We start from the raw sequence: 17,986 nt of genomic DNA, 5'->3' as shown, positions 1-17,986 counted from the left end.
GTCTGACATGACCCAAATATCCGTTAAATAGCCCCTAAAAACGATTTTAAAGCCATAAACAGACATCACTCGGCTCGTAGTATTACTTTTAGCTAAAAACGGCTGTATTTAACATATGGCATCTAACATGCACTACGTGATCGTCACTCATACAAAAACACTCCCAAAGTCAGTGTTTTAAACGGTTTTGTTAAGCTAAATGAGGCTAAAACTAACGTTATTATATTGTTATTAGTGTTACTTAATTCCAAAATTTTCATTTGAACGCTATTGGGTAGCCACTTATGCAAAAATCAGCTTTTCTACTCGGCTAACATCATAACAACTACCCACTTTTAAATTTCTTCGTAATGCGACCAATTCAATAATATTCAGATGCAAAAAAGGCCGCCTTAGCGACCTTTCTACAATTCATATCATCAAAGATGACTTACCACGCTAAACCACATGCGCTCGCTTTTGCTTTAGCTAAGCTGTAGTACTTACGCTTAACAAGGTAATTACCGTCGTTCTTAAGCCCTTCAACACGTAGCCACTTATTTTTACCAAAACGAGCTTTAACGGGTACACCAACGGCAAAGCGTTTACCTGATTGGTATTTAGCAACATAAAAACTATCTCGAACTTTAAAGATATAACCATTCTTGCCACAAATTCGAGCACTCTCAACACGACCTTTTTTAGTATCGCCCCAAGATCCCCAATTATTTGCTTGCGCAGGAATCGAAGCAAATGCCATTGCACCTAACAATAATCCTAAAATAGCTTTTTTCATCACAACACTCAAAAAAGTAAACTTATGAGTTTATTTTAATCATTATAAAAATAAAGAAAAGATAAATAATGTAACAAAATTAAAAATTGACAAACGTCAGCGAAATACATCGTTAACGGAATGTCTAAATATGAAAATATAACCAAAAAGTATGGTTTTATGGATTATTCGTTTTTTGAGGAAAATGCACTTTAGCTCTAAACGTAAAAAAGGCTTTGAGCAATCAGCTCAAAGCCTTCTTAAAGAAGATGTTTAATGGTTAAGGTAAACCTTAACACTAACTTTACTTAATCATGTTGCCGCTTTTGTACATAGGAGCGAATACAGGAGCGTAAAGTGCAATAATTTTATTAACGATACCAGTCATATCTTTTTCCTCAAAAAACTAAGCTTTTTTAATAGTACAACCATAGCCTAACCATTGATTCTATAAGGCTTGTGGTCGTGTTTTGATGTGGCCATTATAGATATTTAACTACGCTTTAAAAGCGATAAAAACAACCACTTCGAATTAGTTTTAGTAATGTATATTGTGGTTTAATATTGTGGTTTAATATTGTTATTATTTTTAATGTTTAGTAGGAATTATCCTCATAAAAAAAGACCGCTATTTACGACCTTTTTAAAGCCTGATTCTGAGCTGAAAATTAATTCGATCCAAGTTTGCTTGTTACACACCATCTATAATTAAGTACTCGAATTGTATTGGCGAGATCTTTACGAAACACAGCATTGCGAGAAGACAGATCTGCGCCAAATAGTCATAAAATAATAATTTACGAATAAATGATGTTGCTATTTATCAGCGATCACTTCATTTCATAGAAATATTGTTTTAAATAGATACCGTCAAATATAATTGTTTTATTTTTTCAGGAAAATATAAAAAACCAAATATATTCAATAAGATGAAACAAATTTAACTTTAATTTTTTATATTAAAAACAAGAACAAGAATCAGCATAATTTTTAATTAACGAAAAATTTGACTAAATCCTTACAGATTACATTGTTGATTTTATAACTGGTCGGGGTATTATAGACGTCTAGACGGAGGTAGCTCCATACATATAAACGTATGGAATGCAGTGCAGTATCAGTATTACCGCTACCGTTCTACCAAATTTATGAATATAAGTGAGACCATCAATGGCTAAACATCTGTTTACTTCTGAGTCGGTATCAGAAGGTCATCCAGATAAAATTGCAGACCAAATTTCAGACGCAGTCTTGGATGCAATTTTAGAGCAAGATCCAAAAGCACGTGTTGCTTGTGAAACTTACGTAAAAACTGGCATGGTAATGGTCGGTGGCGAAGTAACAACATCAGCTTGGGTTGATATCGAAGAAATCACTCGTGAAACAGTCCGTGAAATCGGTTATGTTCATTCAGATATGGGCTTTGATGCTAATTCTTGTGCAGTTCTAAATACCATTGGTAAGCAATCACCAGACATCAACCAAGGCGTTGATAAAGCAGACCCTAAAGAGCAGGGCGCTGGTGACCAAGGTATTATGTTTGGTTATGCAACCAACGAAACTAAAGAATTAATGCCTGCACCGATTACTTACGCTCACCGTCTTGTTCAACGTCAAGCACTCGTACGTAAAAATGGCAGCTTACCTTGGTTACGTCCTGATGCTAAATCTCAAGTAACGTTTGAATACGATCAAGGTAAAATTGTTGGTATTGATGCAGTTGTTCTTTCAACACAGCACAGTGATTCGATTTCTATAGAAAATCTTCGTGAAGCTGTAATGGAAGAAATCATCAAGCCAGTTTTACCAGAAGAATGGTTACGTAAAGATACTAAATTCTTTATCAACCCAACCGGTCGTTTTGTTATCGGTGGCCCAATGGGTGACTGTGGTTTAACTGGTCGTAAAATTATCGTTGATACCTACGGCGGTGCAGCACGTCACGGCGGCGGTGCATTCTCTGGTAAAGATCCATCAAAAGTTGACCGTTCAGCAGCATATGCAGCACGTTATGTAGCGAAAAATATCGTTGCCGCTGGTATGGCTGATCGTTGTGAAATTCAACTTTCATACGCTATCGGTGTTGCTGATCCAACGTCTATCATGATTGAGACGTTTGGTACTGAAAAAGTACATCAAGATATTATTATTGAAGCTGTTCGTCAGCACTTCGACCTACGCCCATACGGCCTACAAGAAATGCTAAACCTACTTCAGCCTATCTATAAAAAGACAGCTGCATACGGTCACTTTGGTCGTGAAGAATTCCCTTGGGAAAAAACAGACAAAGTAGACGAACTACGTGACTTCGCTAAACTTAAATAATAATAAAATTAGGTTTATCAATTACTAAGGGACGATTATTCGTCCTTTTTTTATGTCTAAAATAAAATAATCGTTAATATTTATCTGGCTGTGTATAGTCATCTGCATTAATCACCGACCAATATAGAGTTTAACTGAGGATATTTAAGGCTATGACCCCGCTACAAAAGCAAGTGCTTACTCACGTAGAGTATTGCATTCATCATGCTAACCAGCGTCTGAATAAACGCCTATCCATACCTACGGTTAATTTTAATCAACGCGGTAAAATAGCCGGTACAGCCCATCTACAAAAATGGGAACTACGCTTTAATCCTATATTGCTGGCAGAAAACCCGAATGCATTTCTTAATGAAGTGGTTGCCCATGAAGTTGCCCATTTAGTGGTATTTAAACACTTTGGTCGCGTTCGTCCTCATGGTCATGAATGGCAAATAATCATGGCTGAAGTATTTAAAGTCATACCTAAAACCACCCACAACTTTAATGTTAGCTCAGTCGTTGGGGCTACATTTATCTACCACTGCCCTTGTAGTGAATACCCACTAACCATTCGACGTCATAATAAGGTTCTACGAGGACAAGCCAGCTACCATTGCCGTAAATGTCGCCAACCGCTACAGCTCAAAGCATCGTAATTTGAATCGTATTTAAACGACCTCGATAATTTTTATTATTCGTTCATCGCCACACTGATTTTTGCCCTCTCTTCTGTCGTTAACCATGGTAATATCTTCTATTACCCAACAATTACTACAGATGACCGCATCATGAGAATTCCACGAATTTACCATCCACAACCTTTACCAAGCCAAGGTACGGTTATGCTTAGCGACGATGCGGCTAACCATGTTGGCCGCGTTATGCGGATGCAAGTCGGGCATCAAGTATTACTATTTGATGGCAGCAATGCTGAATTCCCCGCTGTTATTAGCAGCGCTAGCAAAAAAAGTGTTGAAGTTGAAATTCAAGAACGTGTTGAACATAGTATTGAATCACCATTAGATATTCATTTAGGCCAAGTGATTTCACGTGGTGATAAAATGGAGTTCACCATTCAAAAATCGGTTGAGCTTGGAGTTAACACTATTACACCGCTTATTTCAGAGCGTTGTGGCGTTAAACTTAATGCTGAACGATTTGAAAAGAAACTTGAACAGTGGCAGAAAATTGCAATTGCAGCCTGCGAACAATGTGGTCGTAACGTTGTACCTACCATTCGCCCAGTAATGAAACTGGAGCAATGGTGCGCAGAAGAATATGATGGTTTAAAACTGAATTTGCACCCTCGAGCGCATTATTCAATTAACACCCTCCCTACCCCAGTAACCAAAGTTCGGTTATTGATCGGTCCTGAAGGTGGCTTGTCAGCTGAAGAGATCAGCATGACAGAACAATATAAATTTGATGAAATTCTATTAGGCCCACGTGTATTACGCACTGAGACTACCGCAATGACAGCCATTACCGCACTGCAAGTTCGCTTTGGTGATCTAGGCTAAGTAATCAGGAGAAAACAATGATCAAGCTAGGTATCGTGATGGACCCTATCCAGTCTATCAATATCAAAAAAGATTCGACCTTTGCCATGATGATGGAAGCACAACGTCGTGGTTGGGAATTACACTACATGGAAATGAGTGATCTTTCTTTAGAGCAAGGTGTCGCGATTGCACGTACACGTACTGTCACTGTAAAAAAAGATCCAAACGACTGGTTTGAATTCCATAATGAGCAAGAAATCCCACTTGCGGATCTTGATGCAGTATTAATGCGTAAAGATCCTCCGTTTGATACTGAATACATTTATGCCACTTACATTCTTGAGCGTGCAGAAGATAACGGTGCTTTAATCGTTAATAAACCGCAAAGCCTACGTGATTGTAATGAAAAATTGTTTACCGCATGGTTCCCAGAGCTAACGCCAACCACAATTGTGACGCGTCGTGCTGACAAACTAAAAGCGTTCCACAAAGAACACGGTGATGTGATTCTAAAACCACTTGATGGCATGGGTGGCTCATCTATCTTCCGTGTAATGAAAAATGATCCTAATGTATCAGTGATCATTGAAACATTAACCGCAATGGGCGAAAACTACTGTATGGCACAAACCTTCGTGCCTGATATCAGTAATGGTGATAAGCGTATTTTAGTGGTTGATGGCGAACCAATGCCATATTGCCTAGCGCGTATTCCTGCTAAAGGTGAAACCCGTGGCAACCTTGCTGCTGGCGGTCGTGGTGAAGCGCGTCCAATTAGCGACACTGATCGTAAAATTGCAGAAGCCGTGGCGCCAATTTTAAAAGAGAAAGGCTTAATATTTGTAGGTCTTGATGTCATTGGCGACAAGCTAACTGAAATTAACGTAACCAGCCCAACCTGTATTTGTGAAATTGAAGCTGCATTTGATATTTCGATCACAGGTAAATTAATGGACGCGATTGAACGCCGTATTAACGCTAACTAAAATCACCTAAGCGCTAAACATCAGCCATAATCAAACCAAGAACGCAGCGATTATATTTTATCGCTGCTTTTTATTATCAACACCATCATCGGTGCTGATGTGTATTTAATGGTGCTGTAAATGAATCTGACCAATCATTTCTTAGTGGCTATGCCCACGATGGAAGACCCAAATTTCAAGCATAGTGTCATTTATGTTTGTGAACATAACGATGAAGGTGCAATGGGCATCATCATTAATCAACCGATTGAGATCTCAATTGCTGACATGCTTGATCAAATTGATATTGAACGTACACAACCATTAATTGACCCTATAAGTATTGAAGCCCCAGTTCTCAATGGCGGACCCGTTGCCGAAGATCGCGGCTTTGTATTACACACGATTCAAGCTGATTATAGCTCCAGTATTGTTATTACTCCTCAACTTGCAGTCACCACTTCTTTAGATATTTTAGCCCAACTAGGTACAGACCTAGCACCACAACAATTTATTGTCGCTCTTGGTTATGCAGGTTGGGATGTAGGTCAACTTGAGCAAGAATTAGCGAATAATAATTGGCTTACTATTGAAGCTGATAGCAACATTATTTTTTCCACTCCGATAGATCAGCGCTGGCAACAAGCCATGGCAATATTGGGTATTAGCCCCGCGAATCTGTCATCAGATATAGGCCATGCATGAGTAAATCTCGCAGCGTATTAAGCTTTGATTACGGCACCAAAAGTATTGGTGTTGCTATCGGTCAAGAACTCACAGGCACTGCCAGCCCACTCTCCGCTTTAAAAGCTAAAGATGGCATTCCTAATTGGGATCAAATAGAAAAGATCCTTAAAGAATGGCAACCTGATTTAATCGTCGTTGGTCTACCGTTAGATCTCGCAGGCAAAGAACTTGAAACCATCGCGCCACGGGCAAAGAAATTTGCCAACCGGATTCATGGTCGATTTGGTTATGCGGTTGAATTACACGATGAACGTTTAAGTACGGTTGAAGCCAAAGCTGAGCTCTTTGAACGTGGCGGTTACCGTTCATTAAGTAAAGGTAATATTGATTCACAATCTGCGGTAGTGATTTTAGAAAGTTGGTTTGAACGTCAATACGGCGCTTAGTTAACAGCGATTATCATCTCAGACTAAGAACATAAAAAAAGACAAGCTTTCATCTGAAGCTTGTCTTTTTTTTACCTCGTACAGCTTTCGTGAATAAGATCATCACAAAGCTGACAGTCAATTTCTATAACATTGTTGTTCACTTCTCAAGCCGCGGTATCACTTACTTGATCAGCTTGTACAGCTTTTGGATCACTTAAACTCAAAAGCTTAATCACTGTATTTAACTTATCACATAAAAAATTTAATACATTAAAATCAATAATTTAAATAAAAGCATTTGAAACGTAATAATTATTATCAATTTACCCATGATGATCCTTTAGTAAAAGGATCATCATAGGCTTTAATTGTTTTCAAGCGTGACTCCCGATAAACTACTTAACGACTGAACACTGTGATCTCCCACTTTAATCATCAACCGTAAATCATTCGCTGAGTCAGCATGATAGAGCGCATCTTGCTCACTAATTTTTCCTTCACTAAATAATGCATACAATGATTGGTCAAAAGTTATCATTCCTGCATCCGTCGATTTTGCCATCACATCTTTAATTTCATACAGATCACCACGTCGAATTAAATCGGCAACTCGCGGCGTATTGAGTAATAATTCATAGACACCATGACGACCAACGCCATTAGCATCAGCAACTAACTGCTGCGCTAAAATACATTTAAGATTAAGAGATAAATCAAATAAAAATTGATCACGTCGTTCTTCAGGTACTAAATGTAAAATGCGTTCTAATGCCTGATTAGCATTATTGGCATGCAAGGTTGCCATGCATAAATGGCCAGTCTCAGCAAAAGTCATCGCGTACTCCATAGTTTCACGGGTACGAATTTCACCGATCAAAATCATGTCAGGTGCTTGGCGTAATGAATTTTTTAATGCAACTTCATAGCTAGCAGTATCAAGTCCAACTTCACGCTGAGTCACAATGCATTTATTATGTTTGTGGACAAATTCAATCGGATCTTCAACTGTTAAAATATGACCACTTCGATGCTGATTACGATAGCCAGTCATCGCCGCCATCGAGGTTGATTTACCCGAACCTGTTGCCCCGACAATTAATACTAAACCTCGTTTTGATAACGCTAATCGCTCCATCTCAATCGGTAACTTCAAATCACTTATTTGAGGGATTTGGCTTTCAATACGACGGATCACCATCCCTGGTAATTCTCGTTGCCAAAAAGCACTGACACGAAATCGATGTTCATTACGAACTAAAGCAAAGTTAGCTTCTTTAGTACTGATAAATTCTTGTCTAAGGTTGGTGTCCATCGCTTGATCAAACAAACTATCGACATCATCACGGTTTAATACTTTTCCAATATCATGCAGATTGCCGTCAATTTTTAATAAACACGCTGAATCAACCGTAATGTATAAATCAGAGGCTTTTTTAATAACGACTTGCTCAAGAATGTCATCTAACGTCATACAACTATTCATTTATTTAAAATCCACGTTGATTACTATCAAGAATACGACGCCCTTCTTCGGCTTCTACCATTCCTTGTGCCACCAGCATTTTTACACTTTGTTCCATGGTCTGCATGCCAAGGGATGAGCCGGTTTGAATCATCGAATACATCTGAGCAATTTTGTCTTCACGGATTAAGTTTCGAATAGCAGGGGTTGCCATCATCACTTCATGACAAGCAACACGCCCACCAGAGGTACATTTCAATAAATTTTGGGCGACAACGGCACGTAATGATTCCGACAACATTGAGCGCACCATCGATTTATCACTCCCAGGGAAAACATCAATAATACGGTCAACGGTTTTAGCCGCGGAACTGGTATGCAAGGTGCCTAACACTAAGTGCCCCGTTTCAGCCGCGGTTAACGCTAAACTAATCGTTTCTTGATCGCGCAACTCGCCCACCACGATAACATCAGGATCTTCACGCAATGATGAGCGCAATGCATTTTGGAAACTCAATGTGTCACGATGTACTTCACGTTGGTTAATCAAACAACTTTTGCTGGTATGGACAAATTCAATCGGATCTTCAATGGTCAATATATGGCGTTGATAGTTACTATTGATGTAATCTACTAAGGCGGCAATAGTGGTTGATTTACCTGAACCCGTTGCCCCCGTCACTAACACTAGACCACGATTGAGTTGAGCAATATCATAAAAAACCGCTGGCACATTCAGTGACGCTAAACTTGGAATGTGAATCGGGATCGTCCGTAGCACAGCAGAACAACCACGCGACTGATGAAAAGCGTTAACTCTGAAACGACCAATGTCGGGTAATTCAAAAGAAAAATCGACTTCTAATTTTTCTTCATATTCTCGACGCTGAGCATCGTTCATAATATCAAAAATCAATTGATGTACTTCAGTGTGACTTAAAGCAGGTAAACTGAGCTTTCTCACATCCCCATCAACTCTTATTATTGGTGGAACGCCCGCAGAAAGATGCAGATCTGATGCGTTATGCTTTACACTAAAATCGAGTAATTCGGTAATATCCATAAATAACTTTCCTCAAGAATCAATTATGAACAGTATTAAGCAAAATATTATACAGGTCATCAATGAGATGGCACTCGCAACTGAAAAATGCGGCAGAGACATCGATTCAGTGCAACTGCTAGCAGTAAGTAAAACCAAACCCGTTGCTGCGATCGAGCAAGCAATTGACGCTGGTCTATTTGCCTTTGGTGAAAACTACGTTCAGGAAGGGGTTGATAAAGTTAATTATTTTGCGAGTCATCCTGCCGCAAAACAATTAGTTTGGCACTTTATTGGTCCAATTCAATCAAATAAAACGCGCCCAATTGCCGAGCATTTTGATTGGGTTCATTCGATTGATCGCCTAAAAACAGCGACCCGTTTAAATGAACAACGACCAACAACAATGGCACCATTAAATGTGCTGTTACAAGTTAATACCAGCGGTGAAGCGAGTAAATCAGGCATTACCGCTGATGAGGTTGTAGAACTAGCCGCAGCCATTGCAACCATGCCTCAATTAACTTTACGCGGATTAATGTCGATTCCACAACCGGAAACCGATTATGATAGTCAATTCACCGCGTTTAAAAAACTGGCAGATTTATTAGATCAACTGAAACCACACCATCCACAGCTTGATACGCTATCTATGGGTATGAGTGGTGACATGGAAGCTGCTATTGCCGCAGGTAGTACCATGGTTCGTATTGGTACAGCCCTATTTGGTGCGCGTGATTATAGCAGCCAAGCCTAATAATAGTTTTTAAATCCTAACAATAGTTTTTCAATAACGGTCAACGACTCAGCTACCCATTTGCGCGTCGTACCAACAGCAAAGGATATTACATGGAACAGCGTTCTATCGCCTTTATCGGGGCTGGTAACATGGCTCGTTCAATCATCGCTGGGTTAATAGCCAGTGGTTATGACGCGAGTAAAATCACAGCTACAGCGCCTAGTGAAACACGTCTAGCTCCATTAAGCCGTGATTTTGGCATTCATACCGACAGTGATAACCTACGTGCAGCGCAACAAGCGGATGTTATTGTACTGGCAGTAAAACCCCAATTGATGGCTGAAGTATGTTTACCATTGCAAGCGGTAGATTTCAGTAATAAATTAGTGATCTCTATTGCTGCGGGTATTAATAGTGCTCGACTGGCGACGATGCTTGATAGCCAACTGCATTTAGTGCGCGTAATGCCAAACACACCAGCATTAATTGGTAAGGGCATGAGCGGTTTATATGCAGATGCAACATTAGCGCCGCAAGATCATCAATTTGCAAGTCAATTACTTCAAGCTGTCGGTGAGATTTGCTGGGTTAAACAAGAAGCAGATATCAATGGTATTATTGCCGCAGCAGGCAGTGCACCCGCTTACTTCTTCTTATTTATGGAAGCGATCCAACAGCAAGCAATGGCACAAGGTTTTGATGAACAAACTGCACGCTTGTTAGTTCAACAAACTGCATTAGGCGCAGCTGAAATGGTGCAAGCCAATCCAGAAACGGATCTTGCTACACTACGTCAGCAAGTGACGTCTAAAGGTGGCACTACAGCAGAAGCGATTAATACGTTCAATCAACATCATCTAACTGAAATCGTGGCTAAAGCAATGCAAGCTGCGGTTGCTCGTGCTCAAGAAATGGAACAATTGTTTTAAGGTTTAATTATGAATTCACTCGCTTTTTTAATTACCACAGTCTTCGATCTTTATATCATGATTGTGTTGCTACGTGTTTGGCTACAATGGTCACGTGCAGATTTTTATAATCCATTCTCACAATTTATTGTTAAAGCAACCCAACCGGTTGTGGCACCATTACGTCGTGTGATCCCATCAATTGGCTCTATCGATATGGCAACCATTTTGTTTGGTTACGTATTGTGTGTCGCTAAATTTATTCTGCTACAACTGGCCTTAACAGGGGGTGCTTTAGCCTTTAACCCACTGTTCTTATTATTTGGTCTATTAGCATTATTAAAAGCGGCTGGCGGTTTATTATTCTGGGTACTATTAATTCGTGCCATTTTAAGTTGGGTAAGCCAAGGCCGCAGCCCAATGGAATATGTGATGAATCAACTTACTGAACCACTAATGGCACCGATTCGTCGTGTTCTGCCGGCTATGGGCGGTCTTGATTTAAGTATTCTAGTGATCTTCTTAGGATTGCAGTTTGCTAACTATCTAATGGGTGATTTAATTGGACCAATCTGGTTCCAGTTATGAGTGATCACGCTGTATTTCGTCAAGGTGATGATGTCGTTATTCGACTTTACATTCAGCCTAAAGCCAGCCGCGATCAAATCGTTGGTCTGCATGGTGGTGAAGTGAAAATTGCCATTACAGCGCCTCCCGTAGATGGTAAAGCGAATGCGCATTTAGCTAAATATTTGGCTAAACAATTTAAAGTCGCAAAAGGATTAGTGCACGTGGAAAAAGGCTTTCAAGGTCGCCACAAGCAAATTCGTATCGAAGATCCGAAACAGATCCCTGAAACGATAGCGAATTTAATGCAATAGTTTTGCTGCCAGCTGTTACCTTTAAAAAAGCGAATATCACATTGGTATTCGCTTTTTTTATGTCGACACATTGGTATATAAACAACACCAAGATATAAACAGCAAAGGTATATAAACCGTAAATAATCATCTCGTACAATGCACGACTTTGTTATTACCCACACAACGGCTATCATAGTCGTCATTAACAAATTAACATTTTCAAAAGGCATCAATATGAGCAAACTGGTATTGGCAACAGGTAATCAAGGCAAAGTAAAAGAAATGGCTTCCCTACTGGCTGATTTTGGTTTTGATGTTGTCGCTCAAAGTGATTTTAATGTTTCAGAAGTAGCAGAAACAGGCACCACTTTTATTGAGAATGCAATCATCAAAGCACGTCATGCTGCGAAAGAAACAGGTTGTGCCGCGATTGCTGATGATTCAGGGCTTGAGGTTGATTTCCTTCAAGGCGCACCGGGTATTTATTCGGCTCGCTTTGCAGGTGAAGGCGCAACAGATGCCGAAAATATTGATAAATTACTTGCAGCAATGGACGGTGTACCTGAAGCACAACGCAGTGCACGTTTCCATTGTGTATTAGTGATGATGCGCCACGAAAATGATCCTACACCGCTAGTGTGTCATGGTTCATGGGAAGGCAGTATTTTAACACAACGTCATGGCGATAATGGTTTTGGTTACGATCCAATTTTCTGGGTACCTGAAGATCAATGTGCTTCTGCGCAATTAGATCCAAGTCGTAAAAAACAACTATCACACCGTGGTAAAGCGCTTCAACAACTTTTCAGTGCACTAAAGGCTAACTAATGCTTGTTCCTCCACCACTCAGCTTATATGTTCACATTCCTTGGTGTGTCCAAAAGTGCCCCTATTGCGACTTTAATTCGCATGCGCTAAAAACTGAATTGCCAGAACTGGATTACATTGATGCGTTAATTGACGATCTCGAAACAGATCTGATGGCGTACCAATTAGTAAATGGTCAGCGACCACTGCATTCAATTTTTATTGGTGGTGGTACACCAAGTTTAATTTCTCCCACTGAAATTGGCCGTTTACTGACAGCCATTGAAACGCGCATTCCCTTTAGTGACACTATTGAAATCACCATGGAAGCCAATCCGGGTACTGTTGAAGCAGGTCGTTTTGAAGGTTATCGCCAAGCTGGGGTAAACCGAATTTCAATTGGCATTCAAAGTTTCCAAGACGATAAATTACAGCGTTTAGGCCGCATTCATGGCAGCCAAGAAGCAATTAAAGCCATTGAACTGGCAAAATTTGCCGGATTAAACAGCTTTAACACCGATCTGATGCATGGTTTACCCGATCAATCTATTGCTGATGCGATCAGCGATCTCAAGCAAGCGATCGCACTTGATCCACCACATTTATCTTGGTATCAACTTACGATTGAACCGAATACGCTGTATTACTCAAAACCACCAACATTGCCTGATGACGATGATTTATGGGATATTTTTGAGCAAGGTCATGCGCTGTTAACGGAAGCGGGTTATCAACAATATGAAATTTCTGGCTACAGTAAAGTCGGTAAACAATGCCAGCATAATTTAAATTATTGGCGTTTTGGTGATTATTTAGGCATTGGCTGTGGTGCGCATGGCAAGATTAGTTTTGCTGATGGACGTATTGTTCGCACTGTAAAAGTGAAGCATCCACGTGGATATTTACAAGCAGATAAGCCTTATTTAAGCGAACAAATATCAGTAGTTGATAGTGAACGTCCCTTTGAGTTTTTCATGAACAGATTCAGATTATTAGAAGCCTGTCCAAAGCAAGACTTCATTGATCGTACTGGCTTACCGTTAACCACCATTGAAGCTAATATTGATTGGGCGATTGAACAACATTATTTACAAGATAGCGGCGATCAATGGCAGATCACCGAGCATGGTAAATTGTTCTTAAACGATTTATTAGCTGTTTTTGTTGAAGATGATGAGTAGTTAACTCACCGAATTATTGTTCAACATAACCTCAAAAAATAATCATAAAAAAAGCGATATCACCCAGTGAATCGCTTTTTTTAGTTGTCTGTAATCAAAGCTAAACCCAACAATAAAAATCTTATTCTAAACTGACACTTCGCCAATTTTTCAATGCTGGGATCTGTTGTCGAATTTGATTTTCTTTCTCAACACGTACCGCTGCAAAATCACATAATGTCGTATCAATATGTTGACCATGCGATAAAACATACGGCAAATCTGTGGTAATTGTTTGATAATATTGTGCCAATAACTCAGTTTGTTGCGGGCCTAAATTTACTTTATGAATATCAAAATAAAGCTGACCATTATCTTTAATCGTAAAGGTCTGTGTGTCTTGCTCTAAAATTAATTTTTCATCCGTAAAACTGACATTATTTTTCCACAACGGCTGACACTCGACAGCCATAACCGATGAACTGATACCCAATCCAATGAATAACCAACAGCCATTTTTTATGTAAGATTTAATATTCATAGACAATACTCGCTTCCCTGAAAAAGTGGGTGACGACATATCATCTCGATATATACCCACTAAAAAATAGAACGTCCAATCCGTGCTGATAACTTCTCTAATGCCGCAGTACCTACTAAAGAATTACCAGATTGATCTAACTCTGGCGACCATACTGCAATGGTCATTTCTCCCGGTACAATTGCGACAATACCGCCACCGACACCTGATTTCCCCGGCATACCAACGCGGTAAGCAAACTCTCCCGCGCCATCATATAATCCACATGTCGCAAGCAATGCATTTATATGCTTACTTTGAGTTTGGCTAATAATTGGCGTTTTTGCACCTAAAGGCTGACCTTTATTTGCTAAATAAGAAAATGTTCGCGCTAAATCAACACAACTCATTTTTAATGCACAGTAGCTAAAGTAGTTATTTAACACTGGCATAACTTCATTATTAAAGTTACCAAATGACCGCATTAAATAGGCAATCGAAGCATTACGATCGCTGTGTTGCATCTCGGAGTTAGCCACAATTTTGTCGTAAACAATCTGTGGGTTACAGGATAATTCACGCACTAATTCAAGCATACGATATTGCGGCGCACACAAGCGGCTATACAGCATGTCAGAAATAACAATCGCACCGGGATTAATAAACGGATTACGCGGAATACCATTTTCTAATTCCAACTGAATCATTGAATTAAATGCCTGACCTGATGGCTCTTTACCGACTCGCGCCCATAATTCATCAGCGTCATATAGTGCCATTGCCAAGGTTAGCGATAATACTTTGGAGATAGATTGAATAGAAAAGCTTTCTTGGCTATCGCCCGCTTGAATAATTTCACCATCGTTATAACACACAGCGATGCCTAATTTACTCGCAGGAACGTCAGCTAAAGCAGGAATATAGTTAGCGACTTTCCCTTGACCAATCAATGGCCTAACTTCATCTAAAATGCCATTGAGTAAGGTCTCTGTCGGCTTCATTTACTTCATCTCCAATAACAAAAAAGCCAACAAAAGTTGGCTTTCTAAATAAATAACGCAATTACTGCTGCCACCCTAATCGATAGTCACAGCAATGTCTGCAATTATTCAATACGCATATATTTCATGTCCCATACGCCATGACCTAGACGATGACCACGAGCTTCAAACTTTGTTAAAGGACGATCTTCTGGGCGTTCAATGTAAGCACCATCAGTAGCTGTATTTTTGTAACCAGGGGCTGCATCCATCACTTCGACCATGTGCTCAGCGTAGTTTTCCCAGTCAGTTGCCATATGGAAAATACCACCAATTTTAAGCTTTTTACGTAGCATCTCAGCAAATTCAGGCTGAACAATACGACGCTTATGGTGACGTGCTTTGTGCCATGGGTCAGGGAAGAACAACTGCACCATATCTAGGCTACCATCGGGGATCATGTGTTCAAACACTTCAACACCGTCATGACACATTACGCGTAGGTTAGTTAAATTAGCCGCATCTGCGCCCATTAAACAGTGACCAACACCAGGGCTATGTACTTCAATACCCACATAGTCTTTCTCTGGCGCAGTTTGTGCCATTTCAACTAATGATGCACCCATGCCAAAGCCAATTTCTAATACAACTGGCGCTTCACGGTTAAAGACTTGTGTCCAGTCCAGCATTTCAGTGGCGAAATCAATACCCATGGCTGGCCAGTTTTTTTCCATCGCATGTTCTTGACCCTTGGTTAAACGGCCTTCACGACGAACAAAACTACGGATCTTACGAACCATTTTGCCTTCATCGGTAAATTCAGTCAGAGTTACGTCACCTGACTTTTTTGAAACTTCGCTCATGCTAACTATCCAAACAAAAAAAGAAACGGAACGGCATTATCCAAATTTATAGACTCAATTCAAGTCTATCAAGTGTGACAATCGCCAGTTTATGATGCAATCTTAGTCAATAACGTCATTATAGACGCCATTACATCGATGACTTGCAGTATAAGGGATCGTCTCCACGGACTCCAACTTTCCGCAAACTCATTCAATAATAAAGCGCAACCTGACATTTTTTAAGTCTATAAGTAAAGTGAGCCCAACGTGAGTACAGCATTTTCCGACGCTATTTTAGCGTGGTATGACAAATTCGGCCGTAAAACCCTGCCATGGCAACATCAAAAGACGCCTTATAAAGTCTGGTTATCTGAAATCATGTTGCAGCAAACCCAAGTTGCTACCGTGATCCCTTATTTTGAACGCTTTATGGCTCGCTTCCCTACCGTCGCCGATCTTGCGGCAGCCGAGCAAGATGAAGTACTCCATTTATGGACCGGCTTGGGCTATTACGCCCGTGCACGCAATCTTCACAAAGCAGCACAATTAATTGTTACTGAGCATAATGGCGAGTTTCCAACAACGATTGAAGACGTTGAAGCCCTACCCGGTATCGGACGCTCAACGGCTGGCGCGGTATTATCACTATCATTAAACCAACACCACCCTATTTTAGATGGCAATGTTAAGCGTACTCTTGCTCGTTGCTATGCGATTGAAGGTTGGCCGGGAAAGAAACCCGTTGAAAATGCATTATGGGAAATCGCGACTGAAAACACACCAGCCATTGGCGTGGAACGTTACAACCAAGCGATGATGGATATGGGGGCAATGATTTGTACTCGCAGCAAACCTAAATGCGATTTATGCCCCATTGAAGCCCAATGTATTGCTAAAGCCCAACAGCGCCAAGCTGAATTTCCAGGAAAAAAACCTAAAAAAGTGATGCCAGAAAAACAAACTTGGTTCGCAATTTTACGTTATGGCGACAAAGTGTGGCTGGAACAACGACCGCAAGTGGGTATTTGGGGCGGCTTATGGTGTTTTCCACAACATGATAGTGACGATCTCGATGATCTGTTATTGCAGCAATTAGGTCAACCACAAACACTGATCGCCAGCCAACAACAGCTAATCGCATTCAGACACACCTTTAGTCATTATCACCTCGATATTGTGCCCGTCTTATTTACCTTAAACACACTCCCCGATGTGGTTCATGAGCGCCAAGGGCAATGGTATGATCTGCATGATCCCGCTAAAATTGGTCTCGCAGCACCAGTACAAAAGATCCTTGAAGGATTGTTATACCCGCAGTAATTACACGGTTGTTATTCCCGCCTCGACCCTAGCCGCTACTGGCCGAGTCTGGTATAACTATTGCTATAAATACAGCAATTATAAATACAGCTCTTCTCGCTGTGATTTCAAAATAAACGCATAAGGAATATTCCATGAGCCGTACTGTTTTTTGTGTCCATCTACAGCAAGAAGCTGAAGGTCTAGATTTTCAATTGTACCCAGGTGAACTTGGTCAACGCATTTTTGATACCGTATCAAAGCAAGCATGGGCACAGTGGCAAGCAAAGCAAACTATGCTGATCAATGAAAAAAAACTTAATATGATGAATGTAGAACATCGCCAACTACTTGAGACAGAAATGGTCAATTTTTTGTTTGAAGGAAAAGATGTTGTGATTGATGGTTACACACCACCAGCAAAATAATATTGAGATCAAAGAGATATTCCGCCGTAACTCAAACGGCGGAATACATTAAAAAAGTAAAAAATCACGCCATAACGAACAAAAAGCCGACACTCAAACATAATAATCATTTATTATTAAAAAAAGGGTTGACGAAAAGGCTCAAAACCCTTTTAATAGCGCCCCGTTGCCTTGATAGCTCAGTCGGTAGAGCAGAGGATTGAAAATCCTCGTGTCGGTGGTTCGATTCCGCCTCGAGGCACCATTTCTTCTCTTTTGAAGTTTGGTGTTAAGCAACGATATAATCTGTT

Annotated in this window: 20 protein-coding genes and 1 tRNA gene; 15 read left to right on the top strand and 6 right to left on the bottom strand. The window is 40.3% G+C overall.

The window, feature by feature from the left end; all coding sequences use genetic code 11:
- Positions 1–430 precede the first annotated feature (430 nt).
- Positions 431–775, bottom strand: a complete 345-nt coding sequence (locus tag CIK00_RS20670) for a hypothetical protein (RefSeq protein ID WP_045037807.1) — start codon at positions 773–775, stop codon at positions 431–433.
- A gap of 1,149 nt (positions 776–1,924) precedes the next feature.
- On the opposite strand from CIK00_RS20670, the gene metK reads away from it, so the two are divergent.
- The 6 genes from metK to ruvX all read left to right on the top strand — a co-directional run bounded on the left by metK (position 1,925) and on the right by ruvX (position 6,661).
- The gene (gene metK / locus CIK00_RS20665) at positions 1,925–3,079 is read left to right on the top strand and encodes a methionine adenosyltransferase (RefSeq protein WP_101770406.1); all 1,155 of its coding nucleotides are present in this window, start codon (positions 1,925–1,927) and stop codon (positions 3,077–3,079) included.
- 152 nt (positions 3,080–3,231) lie between these two features.
- Positions 3,232–3,717, top strand: a complete 486-nt coding sequence (locus CIK00_RS20660; RefSeq protein ID WP_101770405.1) for a SprT family zinc-dependent metalloprotease — start codon at positions 3,232–3,234, stop codon at positions 3,715–3,717.
- Between the two features lie 132 nt (positions 3,718–3,849).
- A complete protein-coding gene (gene rsmE, locus CIK00_RS20655) occupies positions 3,850–4,581 on the top strand; it encodes a 16S rRNA (uracil(1498)-N(3))-methyltransferase (protein ID WP_101770404.1) in 732 nt (243 codons plus the stop codon).
- A 17-nt stretch (positions 4,582–4,598) separates the two neighbouring features.
- Positions 4,599–5,549 carry a glutathione synthase gene (gene gshB / locus CIK00_RS20650; protein ID WP_101770403.1) on the top strand — a complete coding sequence of 317 codons (951 nt, stop codon included), beginning with the start codon at positions 4,599–4,601 and terminating at the stop codon, positions 5,547–5,549.
- A gap of 120 nt (positions 5,550–5,669) precedes the next feature.
- On the top strand, positions 5,670–6,233 hold the full coding sequence (locus CIK00_RS20645) for a YqgE/AlgH family protein (RefSeq protein ID WP_101770402.1): 564 nt from the start codon (positions 5,670–5,672) through the stop codon (positions 6,231–6,233).
- The gene (ruvX, locus tag CIK00_RS20640; protein WP_101770401.1) at positions 6,230–6,661 is read left to right on the top strand and encodes a Holliday junction resolvase RuvX; all 432 of its coding nucleotides are present in this window, start codon (positions 6,230–6,232) and stop codon (positions 6,659–6,661) included. The genes CIK00_RS20645 and ruvX overlap by 4 nt, the downstream gene beginning before the upstream one ends.
- A gap of 346 nt (positions 6,662–7,007) precedes the next feature.
- On the opposite strand, the gene CIK00_RS20635 is transcribed toward ruvX, so the two are convergent.
- On the bottom strand, positions 7,008–8,114 hold the full coding sequence (locus tag CIK00_RS20635) for a PilT/PilU family type 4a pilus ATPase (protein WP_101770400.1): 1,107 nt from the start codon (positions 8,112–8,114) through the stop codon (positions 7,008–7,010).
- Positions 8,115–8,130: 16 nt separating this feature from the next.
- Positions 8,131–9,168 (bottom strand): type IV pilus twitching motility protein PilT, encoded by a 1,038-nt coding sequence (locus CIK00_RS20630; protein WP_101770399.1) that lies wholly within the window; start codon positions 9,166–9,168, stop codon positions 8,131–8,133.
- Positions 9,169–9,193: 25 nt separating this feature from the next.
- Here CIK00_RS20630 and CIK00_RS20625 point away from each other — a divergent pair, with 25 nt between their 5' ends.
- The 6 genes from CIK00_RS20625 to hemW all read left to right on the top strand — a co-directional run bounded on the left by CIK00_RS20625 (position 9,194) and on the right by hemW (position 13,645).
- Entirely contained in the window at positions 9,194–9,904 is a 711-nt protein-coding gene (locus CIK00_RS20625; RefSeq protein ID WP_101770398.1) for a YggS family pyridoxal phosphate-dependent enzyme, read from the top strand.
- Between the two features lie 92 nt (positions 9,905–9,996).
- Complete coding sequence (gene proC, locus CIK00_RS20620; protein WP_101770397.1) at positions 9,997–10,815, top strand: pyrroline-5-carboxylate reductase; 819 nt, start codon at positions 9,997–9,999, stop codon at positions 10,813–10,815.
- Positions 10,816–10,824: 9 nt separating this feature from the next.
- Positions 10,825–11,382: a YggT family protein gene (locus CIK00_RS20615; protein WP_101770396.1), complete on the top strand. Its 558-nt coding sequence runs from the start codon at positions 10,825–10,827 to the stop codon at positions 11,380–11,382.
- Positions 11,379–11,675: a DUF167 family protein YggU gene (gene yggU, locus CIK00_RS20610; protein WP_101770395.1), complete on the top strand. Its 297-nt coding sequence runs from the start codon at positions 11,379–11,381 to the stop codon at positions 11,673–11,675. Before CIK00_RS20615 ends, yggU begins: the two co-directional genes overlap by 4 nt.
- Before the next feature lie 216 nt (positions 11,676–11,891).
- Positions 11,892–12,485 carry an XTP/dITP diphosphatase gene (locus tag CIK00_RS20605; RefSeq protein WP_045040878.1) on the top strand — a complete coding sequence of 198 codons (594 nt, stop codon included), beginning with the start codon at positions 11,892–11,894 and terminating at the stop codon, positions 12,483–12,485.
- A complete protein-coding gene (gene hemW, locus CIK00_RS20600; protein WP_101770394.1) occupies positions 12,485–13,645 on the top strand; it encodes a radical SAM family heme chaperone HemW in 1,161 nt (386 codons plus the stop codon). Before CIK00_RS20605 ends, hemW begins: the two co-directional genes overlap by 1 nt.
- Before the next feature lie 121 nt (positions 13,646–13,766).
- On the opposite strand, the gene CIK00_RS20595 is transcribed toward hemW, so the two are convergent.
- From CIK00_RS20595 to trmB, 3 genes are all read right to left on the bottom strand, one after another.
- Positions 13,767–14,165, bottom strand: a complete 399-nt coding sequence (locus CIK00_RS20595; protein WP_101770393.1) for a YggN family protein — start codon at positions 14,163–14,165, stop codon at positions 13,767–13,769.
- 59 nt (positions 14,166–14,224) lie between these two features.
- Positions 14,225–15,145, bottom strand: coding sequence for a glutaminase B (glsB, locus tag CIK00_RS20590; RefSeq protein ID WP_101770392.1), 921 nt, complete (start codon positions 15,143–15,145; stop codon positions 14,225–14,227).
- Between the two features lie 104 nt (positions 15,146–15,249).
- A complete protein-coding gene (gene trmB / locus CIK00_RS20585; protein WP_101770391.1) occupies positions 15,250–15,987 on the bottom strand; it encodes a tRNA (guanosine(46)-N7)-methyltransferase TrmB in 738 nt (245 codons plus the stop codon).
- A 249-nt stretch (positions 15,988–16,236) separates the two neighbouring features.
- Here trmB and mutY point away from each other — a divergent pair, with 249 nt between their 5' ends.
- The 3 genes from mutY to CIK00_RS20570 all read left to right on the top strand — a co-directional run bounded on the left by mutY (position 16,237) and on the right by CIK00_RS20570 (position 17,940).
- A complete protein-coding gene (mutY, locus tag CIK00_RS20580) occupies positions 16,237–17,289 on the top strand; it encodes an A/G-specific adenine glycosylase (RefSeq protein ID WP_101770390.1) in 1,053 nt (350 codons plus the stop codon).
- Between the two features lie 134 nt (positions 17,290–17,423).
- On the top strand, positions 17,424–17,696 hold the full coding sequence (locus CIK00_RS20575) for an oxidative damage protection protein (protein WP_101770389.1): 273 nt from the start codon (positions 17,424–17,426) through the stop codon (positions 17,694–17,696).
- Between the two features lie 168 nt (positions 17,697–17,864).
- Positions 17,865–17,940: transfer RNA gene (locus tag CIK00_RS20570), tRNA-Phe, on the top strand.
- Positions 17,941–17,986: the final 46 nt, after the last annotated feature.

The sequence above is a fragment of the Photobacterium carnosum genome (assembly GCF_002849605.1).
Classification (GTDB): Bacteria; Pseudomonadota; Gammaproteobacteria; order Enterobacterales; family Vibrionaceae; genus Photobacterium; species Photobacterium carnosum.
This window is presented reverse-complemented; position numbering and strand designations above follow the sequence as displayed.

Coding starts and splice junctions, on each gene's coding strand:
- CIK00_RS20645 (WP_101770402.1), top strand. CDS start 5,670: ATGAATCTGACCAATCATTTCTTAGTGGCTATGCCCACGATGGAAGAC.
- rsmE (WP_101770404.1), top strand. CDS start 3,850: ATGAGAATTCCACGAATTTACCATCCACAACCTTTACCAAGCCAAGGT.
- hemW (WP_101770394.1), top strand. CDS start 12,485: ATGCTTGTTCCTCCACCACTCAGCTTATATGTTCACATTCCTTGGTGT.
- CIK00_RS20635 (WP_101770400.1), bottom strand. CDS start 8,114: ATGACGTTAGATGACATTCTTGAGCAAGTCGTTATTAAAAAAGCCTCT.
- glsB (WP_101770392.1), bottom strand. CDS start 15,145: ATGAAGCCGACAGAGACCTTACTCAATGGCATTTTAGATGAAGTTAGG.
- CIK00_RS20605 (WP_045040878.1), top strand. CDS start 11,892: ATGAGCAAACTGGTATTGGCAACAGGTAATCAAGGCAAAGTAAAAGAA.
- trmB (WP_101770391.1), bottom strand. CDS start 15,987: ATGAGCGAAGTTTCAAAAAAGTCAGGTGACGTAACTCTGACTGAATTT.
- CIK00_RS20575 (WP_101770389.1), top strand. CDS start 17,424: ATGAGCCGTACTGTTTTTTGTGTCCATCTACAGCAAGAAGCTGAAGGT.
- CIK00_RS20660 (WP_101770405.1), top strand. CDS start 3,232: ATGACCCCGCTACAAAAGCAAGTGCTTACTCACGTAGAGTATTGCATT.
- CIK00_RS20670 (WP_045037807.1), bottom strand. CDS start 775: ATGAAAAAAGCTATTTTAGGATTATTGTTAGGTGCAATGGCATTTGCT.
- ruvX (WP_101770401.1), top strand. CDS start 6,230: ATGAGTAAATCTCGCAGCGTATTAAGCTTTGATTACGGCACCAAAAGT.
- yggU (WP_101770395.1), top strand. CDS start 11,379: ATGAGTGATCACGCTGTATTTCGTCAAGGTGATGATGTCGTTATTCGA.
- CIK00_RS20595 (WP_101770393.1), bottom strand. CDS start 14,165: ATGAATATTAAATCTTACATAAAAAATGGCTGTTGGTTATTCATTGGA.
- CIK00_RS20630 (WP_101770399.1), bottom strand. CDS start 9,168: ATGGATATTACCGAATTACTCGATTTTAGTGTAAAGCATAACGCATCA.
- metK (WP_101770406.1), top strand. CDS start 1,925: ATGGCTAAACATCTGTTTACTTCTGAGTCGGTATCAGAAGGTCATCCA.
- CIK00_RS20625 (WP_101770398.1), top strand. CDS start 9,194: ATGAACAGTATTAAGCAAAATATTATACAGGTCATCAATGAGATGGCA.
- CIK00_RS20615 (WP_101770396.1), top strand. CDS start 10,825: ATGAATTCACTCGCTTTTTTAATTACCACAGTCTTCGATCTTTATATC.
- proC (WP_101770397.1), top strand. CDS start 9,997: ATGGAACAGCGTTCTATCGCCTTTATCGGGGCTGGTAACATGGCTCGT.
- gshB (WP_101770403.1), top strand. CDS start 4,599: ATGATCAAGCTAGGTATCGTGATGGACCCTATCCAGTCTATCAATATC.